We start from the raw sequence: 23,651 nt of genomic DNA, 5'->3' as shown, positions 1-23,651 counted from the left end.
AGCCCGAGGCGACTCCCGGCGCGGCGCCGGAAGCCGCGCCGGTCGGAAACGCCGCGGTGCCGGCCGCAGGACCGGCGGTGCGGAGCCGGCGGATCACCTCGGCGACGAGGGCACGGATCTCGTCGGCGGTCGGGGGAGCGGGATGTGGTGTCATGGCGGTGCCGTGGTCAGGCAGTGGCGTCGACCAGGCCGATCGTGCTCCAGCGGGCGGGGGTGGTGTCGGAGCCGAGGCGTTCACGGAGCAGGCGGCCGTCGCTGGTGATCACCACCAGGTCGCCGACGGCGGCATGGACCAGGTCGATCGCCAGCTGCGGATCGCCGTCGAATCCCCGTCGATCGGCCAACAACGGCTGCACCACGAGGAGGCGCGTGCCCGCCAGCGAGCGGTGCTTCACCGTCGCCGTCGCCGTGCCGATGATCCGGGCGAGTTGCATCGGGAACCACCGGGTCAGTCGAGGGTGTCGGCGCTGCCGAGGATCCGCAGGTCGTCGACGAGCGTGCAGCGGCGCTGGCGGGTGAACGTGAGCGGTGTCGTCACCCCTTCGCCAGTCGGCGTGGCGATCGAGAACGACAGATATCCCTCGCCGCCGAGGCCGAGGCCGGCCATGCTCGGGCCGTTCTTGATGAACAGCGTCGTGTCGAGGAGGCGCCCCATCCGCGTCATCGCGCGGACGTCGCGGGAGTGGATGATCGCGGTGTGGCGGAAGCCGTGCTCGCTGTCGTGCGCCCGTTCGATCGCCTCGTCGACGTCCTTGCAACGGACGAAGGGGAGGAAGGGCATCATCTGCTCGGTCGGCACGAACGGGTTGTCGGGGGCGGTCTCGCCGAACACCAGCTCGAGGCCGTCGCGAGGCGTCGCCCCGGCCGCACGGGCGAGGACGGCGGCATCCTGGCCGAGGAGGTCCTTGCAGGGCACCGGGTGGCGGTGGGCCCCTTCGCCGGCCATCACGATCGCCTTGGCGGTGAGGGCGTCGACCTGTGCGGCGCTCAAGCGCAGCGCCCCGGCCCGCTCCATGGCCGCGAGCATCGCGTCGAACACCGCGGCGACGACGAACACCTGCTTCTCGGCGATGCACAGGAGGTTGTTGTCGTAGGCGGCGCCGGTGATGATCGACCGCGCGGCGTGGTCGAGGTCGGCGGTGGCATCGACGACGACCGGCGGGTTGCCGGGGCCGGCGACGATCGCCCGCTTGCTCGACTGCAGCGCCGCCTTGGCAACCGCCGGGCCACCGGTCACGCAGATCAGCTTGACGCCGCGGTGGTCGAACAGTTCCGCGGCGGTCTCGAGCGTGGGCTCGGCGACGAGGCACACGAGGTTGTCGATCCCGAGATCGCGGTGGATCGTGGCATTGAACCGGCGCACCCCCTCGGCGGCGACCCGCTTGCCCGAGGGATGCGGGTTGACGACGACGGTGTTGCCGCCGGCGATCATGCTCACGGCATTGCCGGTGATCGTCGGCAGCGAATGGGTGACCGGCGTGATCGCGCCGATCACGCCGAACGGGGCATGCTCGACCACCGCCAGGCCGTGGTCGCCGCTGAACACGTCGCTGGTGACGAATTCGACCCCGGGCGAGCGCTCGCCGAGCACGCGGAGCTTTTCGATCTTGTGGTCGAGCCGGCCGATCCGCGTCTCGTGAAACTCCATCGTGCCCAGTTCCACCGAGTCGTCGATCGAGATCCGGCGGATGTGCTCGATGGCCCGCTTCCGCCCGGCGATGCCGGCGCGCTCCAGCTGCCGGAAGGCCTCGCCGGCGGCGCGAACGGCCTCGTCGACGCTGGCGAAGATGCCGTGGCGACCGGCGAACGACGGCGCGGCGACCGGCCCGGCGGGGATTGCCGCGGGGGCCGGCGGCGCGCCGGTGCGCAACTCGGCGATCACCTGGCGGACGATCGCGGCGATGTCGGGGCAGGAGGGAGTGGCGGTCGCCATGGGATATGGTTCTCGACGGGCGGTGGAGGGTGGCGAAGGCTCAGCGGTCGAACACCGGCTTGCCGCCGATCCGGACGGAGTCGATCAGGCCGATGACGACGGCGTCGATCGGCAGCGATTTGGTTTCGGGCGTCAGCCGGGCGCTCGATCCTTGCGTGACGAGGACGAACTGCCCTTCGCCGGCCCCGAGCGTGTCGACGGCGATGAACGTGCGGCCCGTGGTGACGAGCCGATCGCGCGTCTTCTCGTCGAGCCGGTAGGGTTCGACGACCAGCAATTTGTGGCCGGTCATCGACTCGGTCTTCTGCGTGGCCACGACCGAGCCGGTCACCATCGCGACGAACATCAGCCACCTCCCTCGGCGAGGCACTCGCGGGTCTGGCGGGCGACCACCAGCTCTTCGTTGGTCGGAATCACCCACACCGCGACGCGCGATCGCGGCTGGTGGATCGGGCGCTCGCCGCTGGCGGGCGCGGTATTGGCCTCTGGGTCGATCGCGATCCCGAGGTCGGCCAGGCCGGCGAGCACCGCGGCGCGGATCGCCGGCGCGTTCTCGCCGATCCCGCCGGCGAAGGCGATGCAGTCGAGCCCGCCGAGCTCGACCAGTCCCGCACCGAGCCAGTGGCGGATGCTGGCGACATAGACCTCGATCGCAGTCCGCGCCCGGTCATTCCCCGCCGCGGCCGCCTCCTCGAGGTCGCGCATGTCGCCGCTGGTGCCCGACATCCCGGCCAGGCCGGCACGGCCCGACAGTTCGGCGAGCAAGTCGCCGAAGTCGCGGCCCGTGCGCCGGGCGACGTGCAGAATCGCGAACGGATCGAGGTCGCCGGCGCGGTTGTTTTGCGGGAGCCCCGACTGCGGGCTCATCCCCATCGACGTGCCGACGCTCCGCCCGTCGTGGAGCCAGCACACGCTGCTCGACCCGCCGAGATGGCAGGAGATCGCACGCAACGGGCGCGTGGGCACCAGGTCGAGCAGTCGAGTGGCGACGTAGCGGTGGCTCGCCCCGTGGAACCCGTAGCGCCTGACGTGGTGCTCCTCGACCCACGAGGTGGGCACGGCGTACAGCCCGTTGCGCGGCGGGATCGTGGTGTGAAACGCCGTCTCGAACGCCGCCACGAGCGGCACGCCGCCGAGCCGCTGGCGGACGGTGCGCATCGCCTTCACGTAGGGCGGATTGTGGGCCGGGGCGACCTCCGCCATCTCCTCCATCGCCGCCAGCACGTCGTCGTCGACGCGCACGACGCCCGAGTAGCGGCCGCCATGGACCGCCTTGAACCCCACCGCGGCCACATCGCCGACGCTCTCGAGCGCCCCGCCCGGTGTGGTGAGTTGGGCCAGCGCCGCCTCGAGGGCCACGCCGTGGTCGGGCACCCGTTGGACCGCCTCGAGTTTCACCGGCTCGCGGCCGGGCACGGTCGCCGTGGCGTAGACCCGGCTTTCCTCGGCGCCGATCCGCTCCACCCCACCGCGCGCAAGCTCGACCTCGGCGCCGTGCGCTCCATGCGCGGCGCTGTCGGGCAGCTCGAAGAGCCGGTACTTGAAGCTCGTGGAGCCGAGGTTGGCGACGAGGATCTTCATGGAGGAAAACGCCGAGGACGACCGCGCCGGCAGATGCCGGGCGGGATCACGACCATTCGCCGTGCCGGCCGCCGCGACTCCGCGGGCGACCGGCTCCGACACATCGCCGTCAGCTGAAGAACGCCGCCGTCAGGCTCTCGGCCGGACGCGGGATGACGTGGCTGGCCACGAGCTCCCCGACCTGCTGGGCCGCATTGGCTCCCGCCTCGACCGCCGCGCGGACGCTGCCCACGTCCCCCTGGACGATCGTGGCCACGAAAGCGTTGCCGATGCTGATCCGCTTGAGGATCTTCACGTTGGCCGCCTTGGCCATCGCGTCGGTGGCCTCGACGAGGCCGACGAGTCCCTTGGTTTCGAGCAGTCCGATCGCCGTGTTCATGGAAAACCCCTGGGAAATGGATCAAAGAGGATGAATGAAACCGATCAGAAGTGACTGAAAACGATCGAGTCTGGGCGGGAAGCCGCTCAGCTCTTCGACGGGAGGACGATCTCGAGGTCTTCGTGCGGGCGGGCGATGACCTGCACCCCCACCACGTCGCCGATCCGGCCCCCGGCCGCCGCACCCGCGTCGGTCGCCGCCTTCACCGCGGCCACGTCGCCGGAGACGAACGCCGTCACCAGCCCGCTGCCGATCTTGTCCCACCCGATGAAGGTGACGTTCGCCGCCTTCATCATCGCGTCCACCGCCTCGACCAGGGTGACGAACCCCTTCACCTCGATCATGCCGAGGGCTTCGACGTTCTTGGCCATCTGCCGCCGTGCTCCTGTCGTGGAGACCATGTCACTCGCCGCGGGGACCTCCCCGCCGACCGCGCCGGCTCGCACCGGCTGGACGGTCGTGTTCGTCTTCGGCCTTCCCGCCGTGGTCCGCTGCCTACCCGCGGCGCGCTTCCGGCTCATGCCTGCCTCACCAGTTCCACGCTGTCGGCGTGGTCGAGATCGGCGGCGTTGCCCTCGTCGGTGTCGATGTGGACCTCGAGTTTGCTCGTCGCGTCGGCCCGGACGAGCAGGTCGCGAAACACGATCCCACATCCCGACCGGATCACGAGGCTCATCCGGTCGCCGTCGCGGACACCGAAATGCTCGGCGTCGGGGAAGCTCATGTGGACATGGCGCTCGGCGCGGATCACGCCCTCGGTGAGCTCGACGGCGCCGGCCGGCCCGACGAGGATGCACCCGGGAGTGCCGGTGATCTTGCCGCTGGCCCGCACCGGGAGATCGATCCCGAGCGAGATGCCGTCGGTGAACGCCAACTCGACCTGCGATGCCTTGCGGGTCGGCCCGAGGACGCGCACCGTGGGGAGCATCTTTCGCTTCGGCCCGACGAGCATCACCGTCTCCTCGGCGGCATAAAAGCCGTCTTGGTAGAGCGGCTTCATCGGCGTCAGCGTCCGCCCCGGCCCGAACAGCTTCTCGACGTGGTCGTCGGTGAGATGGCAGTGGCGGGCCGAAATACTGACGACGAGCTTCGGTGCGGCACCGGCCCGCGTCGCGGCCGCCTGCGAGGGCACAACGCCGCTCGAGCGAAGGACGATCTCGCGCACCACGCGCTCGACGGCGGTCCGGTCGAGGCCGGCGGGAAGCCCGGCCAGGGGAGCGGCGGCGATCATGACCGGCCTCCACGGCGCTTGCCGACGGCAGCCCGCTTCCGCACCGCAGCGCGCGGGCCGGCCGGCTCGAGCGGCATGGCGGGCATCTCGACGGCAGCGGCTGATTCCGCCGCGGGCAGGGAGGCCAGTTGCAGTTCCGAACCGGCTGCGGCGACGATCCCGCGCCACGCCCCGTCGAGGCCGCTGTCGCTGACGACGACATCGACGGCATCGAGGCCCGACACGAACGTCAGGCTCTTCCGCCCGAATTTCGAACTGTCGGCGACGACGATCACGCGGCCGGCGGCGCGGAGCATCGCCTGCTCGGTCTCGGCGAGGAGCAGATGGGCATTGAACAACCCCTCGGCCGTGATCCCGGCGGCGGACAGGACCGTCGTCGTCACGTGGAGCCGGCCGAGGAGCTCGTTGGCGTAGGGCCCGAGGCAGACGCCTGTCCGCGGCGACACGTAGCCCCCGAGGAGCACGAGGTCGGTCCGCGCCTGGGCGGCGAACAGGTTGGCGACCGGAAGACTGTTGGTGACGACCTGGAGCGACCGGCCGACGAGCAGCCGGGCGACCTCGTAGGTGGTCGTGCCCCCGTCGAGAAGCACCGTCTCGCCGTCGGCGATCATCCCCGCGGCGGCGGCGGCGATCACCCGCTTCGCTGCCCAGTTGGCCGGCTGCCGCTCGTCGAACTCGGCGAGCCGCGGCGGTCCGCCGGCGGCGAGGACCCCGCCGTGCGTACGTCGGGCGAGCCCTTCCTCCTCGAGAGCGTCGAGGTCGCGGCGGACCGTCGATTCCGAGACGCCCAGCTCGCCGACCAGTTCGTCAAGCGCCGCGAACCCGCGGATGCGGATGAAGTCGATCAATCTCGTCCGCCTCAGCTGCGTCGACACGCCGGAAAAGCTCCGTAAGCGATAGATAGTATGCATGTGTTTCAATTGTTGTCAATGATTTCAATGAATGAATGTGCTAGTTTCCTATCAGTCGTGATGTTGATATCGGTCATGACGAAAAAACCGCTATGGTGGGTGGCGGCCTCGATGCCGATGCAGATGCGCGGCGGCTCGACGAGGGGCCCGCGAGCGCCTGGAGTAGGGAACGGGGGGGTAGGGAATGGCAGTCGTCCGTCACGTGATCGCGGAGGATGGGGCGGCGGCAGCCGTCGACGGGGTGGCGATCGGCGCTTGCGCCGATCCGGCCTCGATGCGCGGCCCGATCACGGCACTGGTCGCTGCCTGCCGCGACGCCGCGCTCGCGACCGCCGGGCCGGCCGTGCGCTCCGACGGTCTTCTCGGCGAGCTGGCGTCGAGGCCCGGGCGAGCGGTCGAAACGTGGGTGGCCACGGCCGAGGCAGGGGGCGGGTGCGTGGGGCTCGTCACGCTCGTCACGACCGAGGGTGCCGTTTCGGTCGGCTGGCTCCTCGTCAGCCCGGCGTGGCGGCGACGTGGCATCGGGCGGGCGCTGGTGGCGACGGCGGCCAACGCCGCCGCCGCGCGTGGTCATGGGCCGCTCACGGCCGACACGCGGGTCGACTGGCACGAGGCGACGGCCTTCTGGCAGGCTATGGCAGTCGGAGGGCCGACCGATGCCGGGCGCGACGATCGGGGGCCGCCGCGCGGGGGCAATCGCGAATGATCGGCGGAATCCCCCTGGCTGCCGCGCTGGTCACGGCGCTCCTTGGCTGTGCCGGGCTCGTGTGGCCGGCAGCCGTGGCGAACGTCGTCGGGATCGAGCCGCGGGGAGCTCTTGGGCTGGCCGAGATCCGCGCGACCTATGGGGGGTTTTTCCTCGCCCTTGGCGTCGCATGCCTGTTCACGCGTTCGCCGATGATCTTCACCGTCGTGGGGGTCGCGTGGTATGCAGCCGCCTTCGGCCGGGCCCTGTCACTCGCCGTCACCGGGACGGCGACCCGGCGGGATCTGGGAGGAGTCGCGTTCGAGGCGGCGATCGGCGTGGCTCTCCTGACCGCCCGAGCGTGAGTGAGAGCTGGTGCGAGGAGCGGTCGATGGCCGATGCGGAGCAGCTACGAGGGCGATGGTTGGGATGGCTGGCGCTGGTTAGCGCTGCCGTGGGTGCGCTCATCTTCGTGGCGATGCTGCGCCTCGTCGGCACGCTCGACCCGACTGTCGGCGAGATCCAGTTCACGTTCACCGAGCCGGCGTTCCGACGGATTCTCGAGGCCTGGGGACCGGACGGGCAACGGCGGTTTGCCGCCCACTTCGCCTACGACTACCCGTTCCTCGTCTGTTTCGGGGTGTTCGGGTGGGCGCTCGGGACGTGGCTTGCCGACCGGCTCGAGCAGCCACGGTGGCTGAAGGGCGTTCTGCCATGGCTCATGCCACTGGCCGCCGGTGGCGATGCCGTCGAGGACGTGATCCAGCAAGGGCTCGCGGCTGCGGCTCCCGGAAGCCGGCCGGCGCTGGATTACCTGCTTGCCGGCTGTGCGGCGACGATGAAATGGGGTTTGATCGCCCTGTTCACCCTGCTTGTCCCGTGGGCCTGGCGGCTCGTGTCGCGTCAGGAGGGGAGCGGTCGGACCGCGACGGCCGGTCAGCCAGGCCGTTGAATCCGGGCGGGATTCCGGCCGCCACGTCAGGATGACGCGATGCCCTCCATGATCGACGGCCCTCGTGATTCCGGCGACCCGCGTGGGGCTGTCGTCGTCGTCCGCGCCGATTTCGAGCGCGACGACCACCGCGCTGCCGTCCTCGCCCTGACCGATGCCTACGCCCGCGACCCGATGGGGCAGGGGGCGGCGCTCGCTCCCGACGTGCGTGAACGGCTCGTGCCGGCGCTGGCGGCGCACCCGACCACGGTGATCCTGCTCGCGTTCCACGGCGCCGTGCCGGTCGGAATCGCCACCTGCTTCGTCGGCTTCTCCTCGTTCGCCGCGCGGCCGCTGCTCAACATCCACGACGTCGCCGTCCTGGCGGGACACCGTGGAGTCGGGATCGGCGCGGCGTTGTTGGCCGGTGTCGAAGCCGAGGCCCGGACCCTCGGGTGTGTGAAGCTCACGCTCGAGGTCGGCGACACCAATCATCCCGCCCGCGCGCTGTACGAAAAGATGGGATTCGCACACGCCGACGGCGGCCCCGGTGCCGGGTTCGGTCTGTTTTTCACCAAGCCGCTCGGCTGACGCCCCGCTCGCCACGGGCACGCGGTGCAGCGGGCCGAGGGGGGCGGCTATCATGACCGGCTCGAGCGAACCGGGGAGCGTCATGCCCGACTCCGTCGTGTGCCCGTCGTGCAAGGTGCGGCTCAAGCCGCAGGACAGCCATCGCGGGCGCACGCTCCGCTGCCCGAAGTGCGGCCAACCTGTGGCGATCCCGTCGGCCACGGCGGCGATTCCGGCGGCTGTAGTGCCGCCCGTCGTGGTCGAGGACCCGGCCCCGGTCGCCGACGGCGCGCTGCCGGTGATCGTCACGACCGGCAAGACCGCTCCCGCCCCACGCCTTGCCCCGGCGTCGCGAATCGAGCCCGCGAGCGCCGCACCGCCTGTTCCGATCTCGCTCGCTGACCCCGAGCCATCGAGCCCGACTTCGGCGCCGGGCCCGATTCCCCCCGCCCACGACGCGATCGTGATCACGACGACCGGTGCCGGTGCTCCGCCGCGGGTGACCCCGGCTCCGGCCCGCGTGACTCCTCCGCAGCGGCCGCTGGCTCGACCGCGCTGGCTCGTGCCTGCGGGGCTCGGGGCGGCAGGGATCGCGCTGTTCGGCGGAGTCTGGCTGGCGACGCGCGGCAGGCCACGCCCCGCACGCCTCACGGGCGCACGAAGCGCGGCCCGCGCGGGAGAGAAAGCGGAGCCGGCCGTGCCCTCGCGCGGTCGCGGAGGCCCGCCGGCGGCGGTTCCTGCCCCGGCGCTGGCCGCGCCGCCGGCCGATACCGGCTCGTGGCTGCCGCTCCCGGTCGATTTCCCTGGCGTGGCGGTGCGGTTTCCCGTCGCTCCGGTGCCAATCGATCCGGTCGGCCACCTCACCGGCCCCGAGCGCGAGTTCGCTGCCGCGGCGTCGGCGGGAGCGAAGGCGTTTCGCGCCACGGCCGACGACCGCACCTTCACCGCGACGATCACGCCGCGCGACATCGGCGACGCCACGGCCGAGTTCCATCTCGAGCGGGCGCTGGCCAACCTCGAACTGCTTCATCCGGGGTTCGCGTGCGCGGCGATCTACCAGCCCGCGGCGACTGCCGACTGGCGCGATGCCGTGCTCGACGGCGCCGGCCGGCGGCGAATCGTGCGCCTCGCGCAGGGGGCCGACGTGGCCGCGGCGCTGGTCGTGGAGGGCCCGGCCGACATGGCCTACGACACGCCGGTCGTCCAGGGCTTCTTCCAGTCGCTGTCGCTGCCACCGGCGCCGCCGGTAGCAGCGCCGTGAACAGCGGGGCGGCGTCGCTCAGCGCGTTGACGGCTGCGCCTCGAGAGTTTTCCGTTTCTCGACCACGTCCGGCATGTCGGCGATCCGGGCGAGTGATCCTCCTGCCTGGAATCGCGCCTCGTACTGGGCGCGGTTTTTCCCGCCCCGATTCACGAGGCGATCGAACGCGTCGCTGGCGCCCTTGTCGTCCTCGGTGAGGGCCCGGGCGACCGTCAGCGCCCAGATCGAATCTGGATCCATATTCTCGACATTCCTGTCTTCGAAGAATTTCTTCGCGTCCCGAGCGACGTCGGCATCACGCCTTGCCTCTGCGAGAAGGACGCGATAGCGGTACTTGGACCGGCGCGTCTCGTCGTCCGGGTTTTGGACTTCGTCGAGGAGGTCGAATGCCTTCTTGGCGTAGGTGGCTGCGTCTTCGAGAGACAGCCCGTCGGCGGCGTCGTGCGCTCCGAACAGCAGATACAACTCGGCCGTCGCTGCGTAGGACCAGGCGAGGTCACGGCGGATTTCCCGCACGAACGAGCCGTTGTGGCGGTACTCCGCGAGGAGCTTTTCCTGGATCTTGGCGGCCTGCTTCAACCGCTCGATGGTCTTGTTGACATTGTCCAGGTCCGTCACGTCGATCAGTTCCAAAGCGACGAAATTCGCGAGGCCGCGGGCGTATTGCACCTGGTAGTCGATGTTCGCCCGCCTGTTGTCCAGGCACCTCTCGCGAAGAGTCTCGGACCGTTCGTAGTCTGCGCGAGCGTCGGCGAGTTTCCCGAACCTGGCGTACAGGTCGCCGCGGAAACCGAAGCTCCGGGCAAGGTCGCGCGTCGCCTCCTCGCTCGGCGACTTGTCGTACAGCGCCTGGCGGATCTGCAACCCCTCGGTGAAGTGCTTGTGCGACTTGGTGTAGCACTCGTTGTCCGTGAATTCCGCCGACTTGGACGAGTTTTCGCCGAGCCACAGATACCAGCGGCCGAGCTCGTGGTGAACCTCGGCGAGCAGGAACTCGTCGGAGTCGCTCAGGGACGTGCCGAAGCCGCTTCTCAGGTCCTCGAAGTGTGTCAGTGCCGCTTCGAGGTCCCGGGGCGTCGTCGAGATCATGTCGGTTCGCGGGTCATGTTCCCGGTCGCGGCGGAAGCGTTGCTGCCCCTGCAGCAGCTTGTTGCGGGCGAGCCGCCGGACGAGATTCGCATCGGTGCGATCCTTCTCGCGGGCCTTGATCAACGCCCCCTCGGCGGAGATCAGATCCTCGAGGTTCATCTTTCCCGCCACGTTCGAAACGCTCGCCGCGATCGCCTTCAGCTCGCGGATCCTGGCAAGCTGCAGCGGCGGGGCCGAGGCGGTCTCGTCGGGCGAGTCGGCGAGAAACTCGTCGGAGAATGCGTCGATGTCGCGGGCGAGCTGCCCGAACAGTTCGACGTTGCTCCAGTTCGACGTCACGAGTGGATTGGCGATTTTCTCGAACGTGTTGACCGCGGCATCGAAGCGGGCGTCGGCGCGCTTCCGCTGGAGCGTCGCGTCTTCCTTGGCGCGCGTCGCGTTGAGAGCGAGTGTTGCCGATTGCGTGGCGTTGCGGTGCTCGCGGTCAGCCTGCCTCCACAGCACTCCCGCGGCGACCACCGCCGCGACGACGACGGGCAGTGCCACGCCTGCCGTGGCGACGATTCCGGCGTGCCGGCGGACCTGGCGCAGGCAGCGGTCGGTCAACCGCTCGGGGAGGGCATTCACCGGCTCGTCGCGGAGCCAGGCCTGGAGGTCGGCGGCGAGCGCCTTCGCCGTCGGATATCGGCCCGATGGCTGCGCCTGCATCGCCCGCTGGCAGATCGCGTCGAGGGCCTTGGGCACTCCCGGACGCCGGCTGCGGGCCGGGGGAACGCGCCCCGCCGCGAGCCGATCGCGGAAGTCGGGCTCGTCGCCCCGCAGGCCGGTGACGCCGGCGATGATGAAATACAGCGTCGCGCCGAGGCTATAGATGTCGGCCGCCGGTCCGAGCGCCCCGCCGGCGTATTGCTCGGGGCTCACGAACGGCCTGGTAAAGGCCTCGAGGCCGCCGCGCAGGTCTTCCCGCAGCGCGACGGTCGGCTCGTTACGGAACTCCGTCGAGCGTTCGAACGGGCGGGCCAGCCCCCAATCGACGACGAACGTCTCGCCGTACCGGCCGACCATGATGTTTTGCGGCTTGATGTCGAGGTGCAGGACGCCGGCGTCGTGCGCGTAGGCGATCGTGTTGCAGGCATCGACGAGATGCTCGACCAGGTCGCGCAGATCGAGGACCTGCTCGGCCGGCATGCCCGTGTTCGAGGTCGCATGATGGCGCTCGACGTGCGAGTGAAGATCTTTGCCGTCGATCCGCCGCATCGTGTAGAAGGGGCGGCCGTCCCAGTCGTGACCGACACCGTAGACCGGCACGATCCCGGGATGAGCGAGCTTGCCGGTGATCGACGCCTCGGCGAGGAGCTGGCGACGGAAGGCGTCGCCGTCCTGGTACTCCTCACGGAGCGTTTTCACGACCGTCTCGCGGTCGAGGTCTTCGTCGTGGGCGATCCGGAGGATCGACATGCCTCCCCTGCGATGATGGCGAAAGCGCGTGTAGCGGGTCGCCGTCGTCATCGTGTCGGAGGCGACGGCGGAAGGCCGGGTCGCCCCCGGATCGGTCGCGGCGTTGGCGGTGTCGCCGGAGCCGCTCGTGCCGCGCGTCTCGAGAGGATCGCGGGACGGGGAGACTGGTTCGGTCCGCCAGCTCTCCTCCCAGGCGCCATCGACGATCGACCGGTCCTGGGGAAACCGGTGCCGCAGCGCGGCGAGGTCGGGGCCATGACCGGCGGCGCGAGCTTCGGCGATCTCGATCACCAGCAGCCGCTGGAGCATCATCGGGCGCACGTCGGCAGGTAGGTCAGCCAGTTCCTGCTCGATCGTCGGCCCGGTGCCATCGCGCCAACTCGACCGGAAGCGCTCACAGGCTTCGCGAACCGCGGTGGTGAGCGTGGTGCTGGCAAGGCGGACGGGCGACGTGCCGGCCGGGCGTGACGACGGTGTGGTCATGGCTCGGAGAGATGGGGATTTACGGGTGGACGACTGCCACGGTCCACCGACATCCTACCGGCCGCCTCTCCCCCCTCGTAGCGATGGAGAGGCGACGCGGCCACAGCCTTTGCCGCGAATTCCTCCGGCGATCGCTGCGACCACGATGACCCGCACCGTCGTCGCTCCCCCCGGCCGGCTCGTGCCGGCGCGCCAGGCCGCGGCGGGCCTGCGGTACACTTCCGGCTGTCGACGAAGGGGGGACATGCCGATGAGCGGAGCGGTGCCGCGGGTGAAGACGGCGCTGGCCATCGCGCTGGTGTGCCGGGGGCTTGCCGCCGAGCCGGTCGATTTCGTCCGCGACGTCCGTCCGATCCTCGACGCCCACTGCATCCGCTGCCACGAGGGGGAGCGAGCGGAGAGCGGTTTCCGGCTCGACGTGCGGGCCAAGGCGCTCGCCGGCGGCGACGGCCACGGCCTGGCGATCGTTCCCGGGAAGTCCGCCGAGAGCAATCTGGTGCGATTCGCGCGCGGCGGCGCTGGCGTGCCGCGGATGCCGCCGGCCGATTCGGGCGTGGCGCCGGTGCCGGCCGCCGCCGTCGATCTCCTCGCGCGCTGGATCGACGGAGGGGCGACCTGGCCCGACGGCGTCGATCGGGTCAGGCTCGCCGACCCCGCCGACCACTGGGCATTCCGCCCCGTGACCGTCACCTCCCCCCCGGAGGTGCAGCGGGCCGACTGGCCGGCGGGGGACATCGACCGCTTCATCCTCGCGCGCCTCGAGGACGCGGGGCTCGCCCCCGCCGCGCCCGCCGACGCGCGGACCTGGCTGCGGCGGGTCACGCTCGACCTCACCGGGCTGCCTCCCACGCCCGAGGAGGTCGAGGTGTTTGTCGCCGAGCCGTCGGCGGCGGCGCGGCAGCGCGTCGTCGAGAAGCTGCTGGCTTCGCCCCGGTTCGGCGAGCGCCAGGCGCAGCACTGGCTCGACGTCGTCCGCTTCGCCGAGACCGACGGCTACGAGGTCAACACCGAGCGGCCACACGCCTGGCGCTACCGCGACTGGGTGGTCGACGCCTTCAACCGCGATCTGCCGTTCGACCGGTTCGTCACCGACCAGGTCGTCGGCGACGCCACCGGTGCCGACGCCGCGACCGGCTTCCTCGTGACCGCCGCGGTCCTCCTGCCCGGGCAGATCGGCGCCGACGACGTCTCCAAGCGCGCCGCCCGCCAAGACGCCCTGGCCGACATCCTCGTCAATCTCGGCGACGCGCTGCTCGGCCTGTCGGTGGGCTGCGCCCGCTGCCACGACCACAAGTTCGATCCGCTCCCGGCGCGCGACTACTACGCGCTCCAGGCGTTCTTCGCCGGGGTCCACTACGGCGACAGGGAGCTGCCCGATCCGGCGACGGGGCGAATCGAGGCATTGCTCCGCTTCGCCCGGCAGCGCCTCGCGACGGCGCTCGATGCCGACGATGCCGAGCGCGACGGGGCCGCCGCCGACGTCACCCGGCTCGAGGCGGAGCTGGTCGCGGTTCGGCGCTTCGTCTACGGCGGGCGATTCACCGAGCCCGAGCCGACCTGGCTGCTGCGCCGCGGCGATGCCGAGCAGCGCGGCGAGCGCCTCGCACCGGCGACCCCGGGCCTGTTCGCGCCGACGGCGGGGAGCGTGAGTCTCGCGGCCGACGCCCCGGAGCAGGAGCGGCGCCGGGCGCTGGCGGCATGGCTCGTGCGTCCCGATCACCCGCTGACGGCGCGGGTCATCGCCAACCGGATCTGGCAGACCCACTTCGGGACCGGCCTGGTGGAGACGGCCAACGACTTCGGCCGCAGCGGCACGCCGCCGAGCCATCCGCAGCTCCTCGACTGGCTCGCCGCCCGGCTCGTGGCCGAGGGCTGGTCGCTCAAGGCGCTCCACCGGCTGATCGTGCTGTCCGCCACCTATGGCCAGTCGAGCGAGACCGACCAGCGCGCCGGTGCAATCGACGCCGGCTGCCGGCTGCTGTGGCGCTTTCCCCCCCGGCGGCTCGAGGGGGAGGCGATCCGCGATTCGATCCTCGCCGTCGCCGGCACGCTCGATCTCACCGCGGGGGGCCGGGGGTTCGACCTGTTCACCACGCGCGGCGGGCTGTCGGGCTTTCCGCCGATCGAGTCGTTCACCGGCGCGGGGCTGCGGCGGATGATCTATTCCCACCGGATCCGGATGGAGAAGGAGAGCGTGTTCGGCGCGTTCGACTGCCCCGACGCCGGCCAGACGATCGGCCGCCGCCGCCAGTCGACCACCCCGCTGCAGGCCCTGGCGCTGCTCAACAGCCCGTTCACGGTCGACCAGTCGGCGGCCCTCGCCACACGGGTGGGCGCCGAGACGGCAGGCGCCGCCGATCCGACGGGCGCCGCGGTCGCCCGCGCGTTCGCCCTCGTCCTCGGCCGGGCCCCCGAGCCCGACGAGGCCGACGAGGCGAGGCGCCTGGTCGCCGACCATGGCCTTCCGGCGCTCGCCCGGGTCCTGTTCAATGCCGGCGAGTTCCTCTTCATCCCCTGAGTGTCCCCGGTCGTGAACCCCTTCTCCCCCGCGCCGTCGCCCCGCCGAGCGCTGCTCGACCGCCGCGCGTTCGTCGGCGATGCCGCGACGGCGGTTGCGGGCATGGCGCTGGCGAGCCTTCTCGACGGCGACGGGGCTCTGGGCGCGGTGCCGGCGATCGATCAGGCACGGCCGTTTGCCGCGCGTGCCGGGCACTTCGCGCCCCGGGCCAGGCGCGTGCTCGTGATCTTCTGCGCCGGGGCGGTGAGCCAGCTCGAGACCTGGGACTGGAAGCCGCGCCTCGTCGACTGGGACGACCGGCCGCTCCCCGGTGGGCCGGCGGTCACCTTCCAGGGGCCGGCCGGCAATCTCGCCCGGCCGCGCTACGCGTTCCGGCCGCGCGGCCAGACGGGGAAGATGGTCTCCGACCTGATTCCACACCTCGCCGAGCTGACCGACGACATCGCCTTCGTCCACTCCCTCACCAGCCGGTCCAATACCCACGGGCCGGCGGAGAATTTCCTTTCCACCGGGTTCGCCGCCGACGGGTTTCCGAGCCTCGGCGCCTGGATCGGCTACGCCCTGGGGAGTGAGAACGACAACCTTCCGGCGTTCGTCGCGATTCCCGATCCGCGCGGGATCCCGCAGGCCAGCGGCAACAACTGGGGCCCCGGCTTCCTCCCTGCCGAGTTCCAGGGCACGACGTGGAGCAGCACCGCGCCGATCCGCCACCTCTCCCTGCCGGCGGGGATCAGCGCCGGGGCCGACCGTGCCGGCCGCGACCTCCTCGCCCGTCTCGAGCGCCGCCACGCCGCTGCCCACCCCGCCGACACGGCCCTGTCGGCGCGGATCGCCGCCTATGAACTGGCCGCGCGGATGCAGTTGGCGGTCCCGGGGATCGCCGACCTCTCGACCGAGAGCGCGGCCACGCTCCGCGCCTACGGCGCCGACGACCCCGATCCGGTGCGCGGCGGCTTCGCGCGGAACTGCATCCTCGCCCGCCGGCTGGTCGAGCAGGGGGTGCGGTTCGTGCAGCTGTTCAACGGGGCGTACGCGAGTGGCGGCGAGCTCAACTGGGACGGCCACTCCAAGCTCCGCGAGCAATACGACCGCCACGCCGCGATCCTCGACCGCCCCGCCGCCGCGCTGATCCGCGACCTCCGTGCCCGCGGCCTCCTCGACGACACGCTGGTGGTGTGGTGCACGGAATTCGGCCGGATGCCGTATTTCCAGAAGGGCGCCCAGGGGCGCGACCACAACCCCGACGGCTTCACCTGCTGGATGACCGGCGCCGGCGTGAAGCCGGGGGTGAGCGTCGGGCAGACCGACGACTTCGGCGCGAAGGCCGTCGAGGAGATCCACCCGCTCTACGACTTCAACGCCACGATCCTCCACCTCCTCGGGATCGACCACGAGCGCCTCACGTTCCGGCACAACGGCGTCGAGCGACGGCTCACCGACGTCCACGGCCACGTCATCCGGGGGATCCTCGCCTGACCGGCAGGAGGGAGCATGGCGATGGCGTTCGGCGGGTTCGTCGATCCCCGTCTCCTCCAAGACCGGCTGTTCGCGGCGCTGTCGACGATGTTCGCCGGCGAGGTGCCGCTGTACGGCGGGGCGCTGGCGGTCAACGAGGCCTGTAACGCCGCCGCCTGCCGGCTGCTGGCGGCGCGCTTCCCCGGCCTGCGGGCCGGTGTCGCGCCCGCCGCACTCGGCGCCGAGCGCCACGGCGCGATCCGCATCGGCCGCCCCGACGAGTATCGTCAGGTCGGGCGGCTGTTCGCCTGCTTCGCGATGGAGCCGCACGGCTTCTACGACATGACCAGCGTCGGCGCGAAGCGGCAGCCGATCATCGCGACCGCGTTCCGCTCGCGGCGGCGTCCCGAGCACCGGATGTTCTGTTCGCTGCTGGTGACCGACGGGTTTCCCGCCGACGTCCGGCAGCGGATCGAGGAGGCGCTGGCCCCGCGCGACGTCCTCGGCGACGAAGCGCGCCGGCTCCTCGACCTCCACGATCGAAACGGTGGCCTCGACGCCGACGAGGGGGCGGCCCTCGTCGGGGAGTGCGTCGGCCGGATCTTCGCGTGGACCGGCCGCGGGGGGCCCCACGAGCTGTACCGCGATCTCGTCGCCGCCGACATGCGGATCGCCGCCGACATCGCCTGCTTCCCGTCGCACCACCTCAACCACCTGGCGTTCAATTCTCTGGCGATCGACCTGTTCACGGCGGCGATGCGCCGCTGCCTCGCCGAGCGCGACGACGCCTGGTTCCGCGCCCGCGCCGGCGCGGTCCTCGCCGGGCTCGCCGACCGCACCGACGCAGCGCTCGTCCGCCTCCTCCTTCCCGGGGTGCCCGCCGCGCTCCCGACCGGGGAGGCTGTGCCCGCCGCGGTCGTCGAGGGAATCGCCGCCGACCTCGCCGACAGGCTCGGCACCGAACCGTTCGCGCTTCATCGGCTGCGGCACGCCGGGTTCAAGGAATCGACCGAGGGACCGCCGGCCGACGTGCCGGTCTTGCTGCGGCAGGATTCCTACCGGGCCCTCACCGAGCCGGTGTCGTTTCACACGCTCGCCGGCGGCACGGTCGCGGGGTCGCACACGGCCCGGTTTGGCGAGGTGGAACAGCGTGGCTACGCCTGCAGCCGCCACGGCCGCGCCCTCTACGACGACTGCCTGTCCCGAGGATCCGACACCGGGGCGTTCGCGCCCCTCGGTCACGCGGCCGACGAGCTGTTCGCACGGGGGCAGATCGTCGGCCGCTACCGGCCGACCGCGGCCGGCCTCGCCGCGCGGGCCGCGGGCGCACGGCTCACCGGCGACCTCGAGGTCCTCCTCGCCGCCGGCCTCGTGTCGCGCGAGCCGCTGCGCTACGAAGACTTCCTTCCGGTGAGTGCCGCCGGAATCTTCGCGTCGAACCTCCGCCAGGTGGCCGGCAGCGCCGCCACGGCTCCCGCGGCGGCCCGGACGCGCGGCGAGCTGGAGACGATCCTCGGGCGGACGATCATCGACCCGGTCGCCGCCGACACCGAGACCGAGGCGGCGTCGATCCGTGAGACGCTCGAACGGCTCGGCATCGCGAGCGCGGATCGGCACGATCACCCCGGGAGAGATCTCCATGCACCTGCCTGACGACGGGGCCGGTCGGCGTGTGCGCCGGGCGCCTTTGCGACGGCGCCGGGCCGTGACGGCGCTGGCGGTCGTCTTTCTGGCGGCTCTCGCTGCCGCCGTTCACGGCGCCGAACCGCAGGCGGTGACGGTGTTCCAGGCGGGGGACTCGGGGGTGACGCTGTACCGGATCCCGGGGATCGTCGTCACGCCGCGTGGCACGCTCCTGGCCTACTGCGAGGCGCGGCGCGACTCGCGGAAGGACTGGGGGGAGATCGAGGTCCACCTGCGGCGCAGCACCGATGGCGGGAAGACCTGGGAGGCCGCACGCCACGTCGCCCATCACGGCGCGCGGATCGAGGGGAATCCGACGAAGCTCGAAGGGGGCGAGCACGAGCAGACGGTCAACAACCCCGTCGCCGTCGTCGACCGCACCAGCGGCGACGTCGTCATGCTGTACTGCGTGAACTACGCACGGTGTTTCGTGATCCGCAGCGCCGACGACGGCGTCTCGTTTTCCCCACCCGTCGAGATCACCGCCGCGTTCGCGCCGTTCCGTGACCACGTGCCCTGGAAGGTGATCGCCACCGGCCCGGGGCACGCGCTGCAGCTGCGGACCGGCCGGATCGTCGCCCCCGTGTGGCTCGCGTTCGGCGCTGCGGGATCCCATCATCCGTCGGTTGCGGCGACGATCAAGAGCGACGACGGTGGCCGCTCGTGGCAAGCCGGAGAGGTGGCGGTGCCGGCCGGAGACGGCCGCGGCGATCCCAACGAGTCGATCGCCGCCGAGCGCTCCGACGGCAGCGTGTTGCTCGTGTCGCGCAACGTCTCCGCCCCCAACCGCAAGCTGGTGACGGTCGGCCCCGACGGCGCCGCCGGTTGGAGCACTCCGGCGTTCCAGGACGACCTTCCCGAGCCGATCTGCATGGCGGGGCTCGTCGCCGATCCGGCCCGGCCGGGGATGATGATCCTCTCCTGCCCCGATTCGGTGGCGCGCGACGCCGCGGGGGCCGAAGTGCCGGCGGGGCGCGGCAAGCGGAGAAAGCTGTCGCTCCGCGTCAGCCGCGACGACGGCCGCAGCTGGCCCATCGTGCGCGTCCTCGAGCCGGGCCCGAGCGCCTACTCCGACCTGGCGGTGCTGTCCGACGGCACGGTCATCTGCCTGTACGAGGCCGACGACCGGATCGTCGCCGCCCGTGTCGGGCTCGGCTGGTTGCTCGATGGCGGCACCCCGTGACGGGCACGCGGCCACCCGGATCGGGTTTGCCGTGGTGGCCCGGTCGGGGGATACTTTCGGCTCAGCCGACGACCGGATCCCCAGGGGACACGCTCGATGGACAGGCGCAGCCGCGAGCACCACCGGCTGGTCCCGGGGCCCGTCGCCGGGCGGTGGTCACGCCGGCCGGGGCTGGCGGTGCTGATCGCCCCGTTCCTGCTGGCGGCGGTCCCGGCCGCAGCCCAGCCCGACGGGCAGGAGCTGTTCGAGTCGCGGATCCGGCCGCTGCTCGTCGATCGCTGCTACGCCTGCCACAACGCGGCGAACGCCGCCGAGGGGGGCCTGGCACTCGATTCGCGTGCCGGTCTCCTTGCCGGGGGGGACTCGGGTCCCGCGATCGTGCCCGGTGACCCGGCGGCGAGCCTGCTTGTGCGCGTGCTCCGCCACGAGGTCGACGGGCTGAAGATGCCCAAGGATTCGGGGCGGCTGTCTGCCGAGGCGATCGCCGACGTCGAGCGCTGGATCGCGGCGGGGGCGGTCGATCCCCGCGACACCCCGCCGAGCCGTGTCGAGCTCGAGGCGGAAACGTCCTGGGAAGCCGTCCGCGGGCGGCGGATGGCGTGGTGGAGCTTCCAACCGCTCGTCGAGCCCGAAGTCCCGGCCGGCGCCGGGCGATTCGGCACCCACGCCGTCGACCGGTTTCTCGCCGCGCGGTGGCGGGAGGCGGGCGTCGAGCCGGCCGCCGAGGCCCCGCCCGAGGTGCTCGTCAGGCGGCTGTTTTTCACGCTCGTCGGCCTGCCGCCGACTGCCGACGAAGCGGCGGAGTGGACCGCGCGCCTCGCATCGCCGGGAGGCTTCGAGGCGCTCGTCGACCGGCTCCTCGCCAGCCCCCACTTCGGCGAGCGCTGGGCCCGGCACTGGATGGACTGGATCCGCTACGCCGACACGCACGGCTCCGAGGGGGATCCGGAGATCGTCAACACCCACCTCTACCGCGACGCACTGGTGCGCGCCCTCAATGCCGACGTGCCGCTCGACCGCCTGATCCGCGAGCACGTCGCCGGCGACCTCGTGCCCGATCCGCGCCTCGATCCGTCGGGCACGATCGACGATTCGGCGCTGCTCACCGCCCACTGGCGGATGGTGTTCCACGGCTACTCGCCGACCGATCCGCTCGAGGAGAAGATGCGGTTCGTCGACGACCAGATCGCCGCCTTTACCAAGGCCTTTCTCGGCCTGACCGTCTCCTGCGCCCGCTGCCATGACCACAAGTTCGACCCGATCAGCCAGCGCGACTACTACGCCCTGGCCGGCGTGATCGCCTCGAGCCGCCCCGGCCGGCGCGAGGCCGGGCCGCCGGACAGCGCCCAGGTGAGCCGTGCGGCGATCCTCGACGTGGCGCCACCGCTCCGCAAGGCGCTTGCCGACCGGTGGCAGGCCTCGCTCGGCGACCTCACGAATCGGCTCGCGTCGTTCGATCCACTCGTCGCCGCGGCCACCGAGCCGCGGCTCCTCCTCCACCCGCTCCACCGCGCCGGCGCCGACGGGACGGACACCGCGGCGTTCCGCGCGGCGCTTCCCGTGGCACAGCCGGCCGGCGCCGCGCCCGAGCCGATCGTCCGCTGGGACATGGCGATCGAGGCCGACCGGCGGGCCTGGACGGGGGTCGGCAGCGGCCTTGTCGACATGGCGGCGGCGCCCGTCGCCGGCCGGTTCGACGTGGCCGTCGAGGGGGAGCGGGCGATCGACCGCGTCCTGCCGCGGGCCGTCGTCACCCAGGCGATCTCCTCGAAGCATGGCGGCCGCGCCTGCTCGCCGGTGATCGGGGTCACCGGCGAGCGGGAACTGTGGGTCCTCGCGGCTGGCGGCGGTGGCGCGACGGTGCGCTACGTCGTCGAGGACTATCCCCGCAGCGGGCCGGTGTACCCGATCGCCGGGCTGACCCCGGAGTGGAAATGGCACCGCTTCGACCTCACCTACTGGGACGGCGATCGGATCCATGTCGAGCTGGCGACGGCGCGCGACGCGGTGTTGCCGGCGCCCAACGCCGCGGAGCGGTCGTGGTTCGCGCTCCGCGAGGTGCGGATCGTGCCGCGTGGATCCCCCGCGCCGCTGCTGCCCGACGAGCCGCGTGCCACGGTGGCAACGCGCGCGGGTGCCACCGACCCGACCGGCTACCGGACGGCGCTGGTGGCCGCACTCGGCGACGCGATCACCGCCTGGGGCGGCGGGCGGGCGACCGACCGCGATGCCCTGCTGATCGACGCGGCACTGGCGCAGGGGCTGCTCGAAAACCGGCTCGCCCACCTCGGCGCGGCGGCGGGCCTCGTCGCCGAGCAGCGCCGCCTCGAGGCGCTCGTGCCGAGCCAGCCGCGCGTGCCGGCGCCCGAGGAGACCGCGGGGCTCGACCATCCGCTCTACCGGCGCGGTGACCACCGTACTCCCGAAGATGCCGTGCCGCGCGGCTTCCCGGCGCTGTTCGGCACGGCCACGCCGGTGACCGCCGGTAGCGGACGGCTGGAGGTGGCAGCCGACCTGCTCGCGCCAGGCAATCCGCTGCCGCGACGCGTGCTGGCCAACCGCATCTGGCACCACCTCTGGGGCCGGGGAATCGCCGCCACCCCCGACAACCTCGGCCATCTCGGGCAGCCGCCGACCCATCCGCAGCTCCTCGATCACCTCGCGGTGCGCCTCGAGCAGGGGGGCTGGTCGCTGAAGGCGCTGGTGCGGCATGTCGTGACCGCGCGGGCGTGGCGCCTCGACTCGGCGGCGCCATCGGCGAGCCTGGCGCTCGACCCCGACAACCGCCTCTGGGCGCGGGCCGCCGTCCGGCGGCTCGAGGCGGAGCCGATCCGCGACGCCCTGCTGGCCTGCGCCGGCACGCTCGACCGCACGGTCCATGGCCCGCCCACCGACGGTTCCGCCGCGCGCCGAAGCCTGTATGTGCGCGTGGCCCGCAACGCGATCGACCCTCTGCTCCGGGTGTTCGACTTCCCCGAGCCGGCCAGTGCCACCGGCGCCCGCGACGTGACCAACGTGCCCGCCCAGGCGCTGGCGCTGCTCAACGATCCTCAGGTCGGCGGGCTGGCGGAGGCGTTTGCCGCCCGGGTGATCGCCGCCACCCCGGGTGGAACGGCCGACGACCGTCTCGACGCCATGGTCCGCGAGGCCCTCGGCCGCGCGAGCCTCCCGGCGGAGCGCGACGAGCTTCGCCAGCTCGTCGCCGCGGCGCGCGACGAGGTCGCGGCGCGGCAGCGCCGCCTGGCCGAGCTCGACGGCCGCGTTATGGCCGCGCGGCAGGCACTCGACCGACTCCTCGCCGACGCGCCGGCTCGGGCGACCGCGCCAGAGGCAGTGCCGCCACCGGCGCTCTTTGCCTGGGACTTCACCGCCGGTAGCGACGCCCTCGCTGGCGGGCCGACCGTGACGCTCCACGGCGGCGCTGCCGTTGGCGACGGGGCGCTGTCGCTCGCCGGTTCCGGGTATGCCACGACCGCCCCGCTTCCCCGGTCGATCCGGGCCCGGACGCTCGCGGCACTCGTCTGCCTCGATTCGCTCGACCAGCGTGGCGGCGGGGTAATGTCGATCCAGTCGGCGGACGGCGCCGTGTTCGACGCGATCGTGTTCGGCGAGCAGCAGCCAGGGGAGTGGCTCGCCGGAAGCAACGTCTTCGCGCGGACCCGGCCGTTCGGCGGGCCGCGCGAAACCGAGGCCGCGGCGCGCCCGGTCCATGTGGCGATCTGCTGGGATGACGACGGCACCGTCCGCGGCTACCGGGACGGCGTCCCCTACGGCGCACCCTACCGGACGTCGGCGCCGGTCGAGTTTCCCGCCGGCTCGACCGTCGTCTCGTTCGGCCTCCGCCACCTGCCCGCCGGTGGCAATCGGCTGCTGTCGGGCCGGATCCTCCGGGCCACGCTCCACGACCGAGCCCTTTCGGCCGACGAGGTGGCGACGCTCGCCGCCGCCGCCGGGAGCCGGTCGCGCGAGGCGCTGATCGCGGCACTCCCGGCCGACGATGGCGCCCGGGCCCGGGCGCTCGTGGCGGAGATCGACGAGGCCGAGGGGCAGCGGCGGGCAATCGCTCCGGTGGCCGACGAGGAGCGGGTCGTATGGGCCGAGGTGGCTGGCGCGCTATTCCTCTGCAAGGAGTTCATCTACCTGCGGTAATCATTTCTCTTCGGCGATGTTCGATTCCCCTTCGACAAACGCGGAGGGGCTGCCCATGCCCCGAGAGCCGGCGTTCAGGCGACCAGCGGAGCCATGGATGGCGAAGCGCAGTCGTCTGCGAGCGAGCGGAAGCCCGGAGGGCTGAAGTGAG

Annotated in this window: 19 protein-coding genes; 10 read left to right on the top strand and 9 right to left on the bottom strand. The window is 72.1% G+C overall.

Features of this window, described 5'->3' with window-relative positions; genetic code table 11:
• Nucleotides 1-167: 167 nt before the first annotated feature.
• From FJ309_11835 to FJ309_11800, 8 genes are all read right to left on the bottom strand, one after another.
• Nucleotides 168-434 carry an ethanolamine utilization protein EutN gene (locus FJ309_11835; GenBank protein ID MBM3955286.1) on the bottom strand — a complete coding sequence of 89 codons (267 nt, stop codon included), beginning with the start codon at nucleotides 432-434 and terminating at the stop codon, nucleotides 168-170.
• Nucleotides 435-448: 14 nt separating this feature from the next.
• Nucleotides 449-1,933, bottom strand: a complete 1,485-nt coding sequence (locus FJ309_11830) for an aldehyde dehydrogenase EutE (GenBank protein MBM3955285.1) — start codon at nucleotides 1,931-1,933, stop codon at nucleotides 449-451.
• A gap of 40 nt (nucleotides 1,934-1,973) precedes the next feature.
• Nucleotides 1,974-2,279 carry an ethanolamine utilization protein EutN gene (locus tag FJ309_11825; protein ID MBM3955284.1) on the bottom strand — a complete coding sequence of 102 codons (306 nt, stop codon included), beginning with the start codon at nucleotides 2,277-2,279 and terminating at the stop codon, nucleotides 1,974-1,976.
• Nucleotides 2,279-3,514, bottom strand: a complete 1,236-nt coding sequence (locus FJ309_11820; GenBank protein ID MBM3955283.1) for an acetate/propionate family kinase — start codon at nucleotides 3,512-3,514, stop codon at nucleotides 2,279-2,281. The genes FJ309_11825 and FJ309_11820 overlap by 1 nt, the downstream gene beginning before the upstream one ends.
• A gap of 109 nt (nucleotides 3,515-3,623) precedes the next feature.
• Nucleotides 3,624-3,893, bottom strand: coding sequence for a BMC domain-containing protein (locus FJ309_11815; GenBank protein MBM3955282.1), 270 nt, complete (start codon nucleotides 3,891-3,893; stop codon nucleotides 3,624-3,626).
• A gap of 86 nt (nucleotides 3,894-3,979) precedes the next feature.
• Nucleotides 3,980-4,264, bottom strand: coding sequence for a BMC domain-containing protein (locus FJ309_11810; protein ID MBM3955281.1), 285 nt, complete (start codon nucleotides 4,262-4,264; stop codon nucleotides 3,980-3,982).
• A gap of 146 nt (nucleotides 4,265-4,410) precedes the next feature.
• On the bottom strand, nucleotides 4,411-5,124 hold the full coding sequence (locus tag FJ309_11805; GenBank protein MBM3955280.1) for a phosphate propanoyltransferase: 714 nt from the start codon (nucleotides 5,122-5,124) through the stop codon (nucleotides 4,411-4,413).
• Nucleotides 5,121-5,999, bottom strand: coding sequence for a DeoR/GlpR transcriptional regulator (locus FJ309_11800; GenBank protein MBM3955279.1), 879 nt, complete (start codon nucleotides 5,997-5,999; stop codon nucleotides 5,121-5,123). Before FJ309_11800 ends, FJ309_11805 begins: the two co-directional genes overlap by 4 nt.
• Nucleotides 6,000-6,309: 310 nt before the next feature.
• Here FJ309_11800 and FJ309_11795 point away from each other — a divergent pair, with 310 nt between their 5' ends.
• From FJ309_11795 to FJ309_11775, 5 genes are all read left to right on the top strand, one after another.
• A complete protein-coding gene (locus tag FJ309_11795; protein ID MBM3955278.1) occupies nucleotides 6,310-6,741 on the top strand; it encodes a GNAT family N-acetyltransferase in 432 nt (143 codons plus the stop codon).
• Complete coding sequence (locus FJ309_11790; protein MBM3955277.1) at nucleotides 6,738-7,085, top strand: DUF4345 domain-containing protein; 348 nt, start codon at nucleotides 6,738-6,740, stop codon at nucleotides 7,083-7,085. Before FJ309_11795 ends, FJ309_11790 begins: the two co-directional genes overlap by 4 nt.
• Nucleotides 7,086-7,111: 26 nt before the next feature.
• Nucleotides 7,112-7,672 (top strand): hypothetical protein, encoded by a 561-nt coding sequence (locus FJ309_11785; GenBank protein MBM3955276.1) that lies wholly within the window; start codon nucleotides 7,112-7,114, stop codon nucleotides 7,670-7,672.
• A gap of 48 nt (nucleotides 7,673-7,720) precedes the next feature.
• Entirely contained in the window at nucleotides 7,721-8,242 is a 522-nt protein-coding gene (locus tag FJ309_11780) for a GNAT family N-acetyltransferase (protein MBM3955275.1), read from the top strand.
• An 82-nt stretch (nucleotides 8,243-8,324) separates the two neighbouring features.
• A complete protein-coding gene (locus tag FJ309_11775) occupies nucleotides 8,325-9,482 on the top strand; it encodes a hypothetical protein (GenBank protein MBM3955274.1) in 1,158 nt (385 codons plus the stop codon).
• Between the two features lie 18 nt (nucleotides 9,483-9,500).
• Here FJ309_11775 and FJ309_11770 read toward each other — a convergent pair whose 3' ends face one another.
• Nucleotides 9,501-12,512 (bottom strand): serine/threonine protein kinase, encoded by a 3,012-nt coding sequence (locus tag FJ309_11770; protein MBM3955273.1) that lies wholly within the window; start codon nucleotides 12,510-12,512, stop codon nucleotides 9,501-9,503.
• Between the two features lie 250 nt (nucleotides 12,513-12,762).
• Here FJ309_11770 and FJ309_11765 point away from each other — a divergent pair, with 250 nt between their 5' ends.
• From FJ309_11765 to FJ309_11745, 5 genes are all read left to right on the top strand, one after another.
• Nucleotides 12,763-15,030, top strand: coding sequence for a DUF1553 domain-containing protein (locus FJ309_11765; protein ID MBM3955272.1), 2,268 nt, complete (start codon nucleotides 12,763-12,765; stop codon nucleotides 15,028-15,030).
• Nucleotides 15,031-15,132: 102 nt separating this feature from the next.
• Nucleotides 15,133-16,506 carry a DUF1501 domain-containing protein gene (locus tag FJ309_11760; GenBank protein MBM3955271.1) on the top strand — a complete coding sequence of 458 codons (1,374 nt, stop codon included), beginning with the start codon at nucleotides 15,133-15,135 and terminating at the stop codon, nucleotides 16,504-16,506.
• Between the two features lie 15 nt (nucleotides 16,507-16,521).
• Nucleotides 16,522-18,138, top strand: a complete 1,617-nt coding sequence (locus tag FJ309_11755; protein ID MBM3955270.1) for a VOC family protein — start codon at nucleotides 16,522-16,524, stop codon at nucleotides 18,136-18,138.
• The gene (locus FJ309_11750; GenBank protein MBM3955269.1) at nucleotides 18,125-19,351 is read left to right on the top strand and encodes an exo-alpha-sialidase; all 1,227 of its coding nucleotides are present in this window, start codon (nucleotides 18,125-18,127) and stop codon (nucleotides 19,349-19,351) included. Before FJ309_11755 ends, FJ309_11750 begins: the two co-directional genes overlap by 14 nt.
• A gap of 96 nt (nucleotides 19,352-19,447) precedes the next feature.
• Nucleotides 19,448-23,500 carry a DUF1553 domain-containing protein gene (locus FJ309_11745; protein MBM3955268.1) on the top strand — a complete coding sequence of 1,351 codons (4,053 nt, stop codon included), beginning with the start codon at nucleotides 19,448-19,450 and terminating at the stop codon, nucleotides 23,498-23,500.
• The last annotated feature ends 151 nt before the right edge of the window (nucleotides 23,501-23,651 follow it).

Source organism: Planctomycetota bacterium, from assembly GCA_016872555.1.
In the GTDB taxonomy this organism is placed as follows: Bacteria; Planctomycetota; Planctomycetia; order Pirellulales; family UBA1268; genus F1-20-MAGs016.
The sequence above is the reverse complement of the archived record's forward strand: the minus strand, read 5'-3'. Positions and strand labels throughout refer to the sequence as shown.

Coding starts and splice junctions, on each gene's coding strand:
- FJ309_11835 (MBM3955286.1), bottom strand. CDS start 434: ATGCAACTCGCCCGGATCATCGGCACGGCGACGGCGACGGTGAAGCAC.
- FJ309_11830 (MBM3955285.1), bottom strand. CDS start 1,933: ATGGCGACCGCCACTCCCTCCTGCCCCGACATCGCCGCGATCGTCCGC.
- FJ309_11825 (MBM3955284.1), bottom strand. CDS start 2,279: ATGTTCGTCGCGATGGTGACCGGCTCGGTCGTGGCCACGCAGAAGACC.
- FJ309_11820 (MBM3955283.1), bottom strand. CDS start 3,514: ATGAAGATCCTCGTCGCCAACCTCGGCTCCACGAGCTTCAAGTACCGG.
- FJ309_11815 (MBM3955282.1), bottom strand. CDS start 3,893: ATGAACACGGCGATCGGACTGCTCGAAACCAAGGGACTCGTCGGCCTC.
- FJ309_11810 (MBM3955281.1), bottom strand. CDS start 4,264: ATGGCCAAGAACGTCGAAGCCCTCGGCATGATCGAGGTGAAGGGGTTC.
- FJ309_11805 (MBM3955280.1), bottom strand. CDS start 5,124: ATGATCGCCGCCGCTCCCCTGGCCGGGCTTCCCGCCGGCCTCGACCGG.
- FJ309_11795 (MBM3955278.1), top strand. CDS start 6,310: ATGCGCGGCCCGATCACGGCACTGGTCGCTGCCTGCCGCGACGCCGCG.
- FJ309_11790 (MBM3955277.1), top strand. CDS start 6,738: ATGATCGGCGGAATCCCCCTGGCTGCCGCGCTGGTCACGGCGCTCCTT.
- FJ309_11785 (MBM3955276.1), top strand. CDS start 7,112: ATGGCCGATGCGGAGCAGCTACGAGGGCGATGGTTGGGATGGCTGGCG.
- FJ309_11780 (MBM3955275.1), top strand. CDS start 7,721: ATGATCGACGGCCCTCGTGATTCCGGCGACCCGCGTGGGGCTGTCGTC.
- FJ309_11775 (MBM3955274.1), top strand. CDS start 8,325: ATGCCCGACTCCGTCGTGTGCCCGTCGTGCAAGGTGCGGCTCAAGCCG.
- FJ309_11770 (MBM3955273.1), bottom strand. CDS start 12,512: ATGACCACACCGTCGTCACGCCCGGCCGGCACGTCGCCCGTCCGCCTT.
- FJ309_11765 (MBM3955272.1), top strand. CDS start 12,763: ATGAGCGGAGCGGTGCCGCGGGTGAAGACGGCGCTGGCCATCGCGCTG.
- FJ309_11760 (MBM3955271.1), top strand. CDS start 15,133: ATGGCGCTGGCGAGCCTTCTCGACGGCGACGGGGCTCTGGGCGCGGTG.
- FJ309_11755 (MBM3955270.1), top strand. CDS start 16,522: ATGGCGATGGCGTTCGGCGGGTTCGTCGATCCCCGTCTCCTCCAAGAC.
- FJ309_11750 (MBM3955269.1), top strand. CDS start 18,125: ATGCACCTGCCTGACGACGGGGCCGGTCGGCGTGTGCGCCGGGCGCCT.
- FJ309_11745 (MBM3955268.1), top strand. CDS start 19,448: ATGGACAGGCGCAGCCGCGAGCACCACCGGCTGGTCCCGGGGCCCGTC.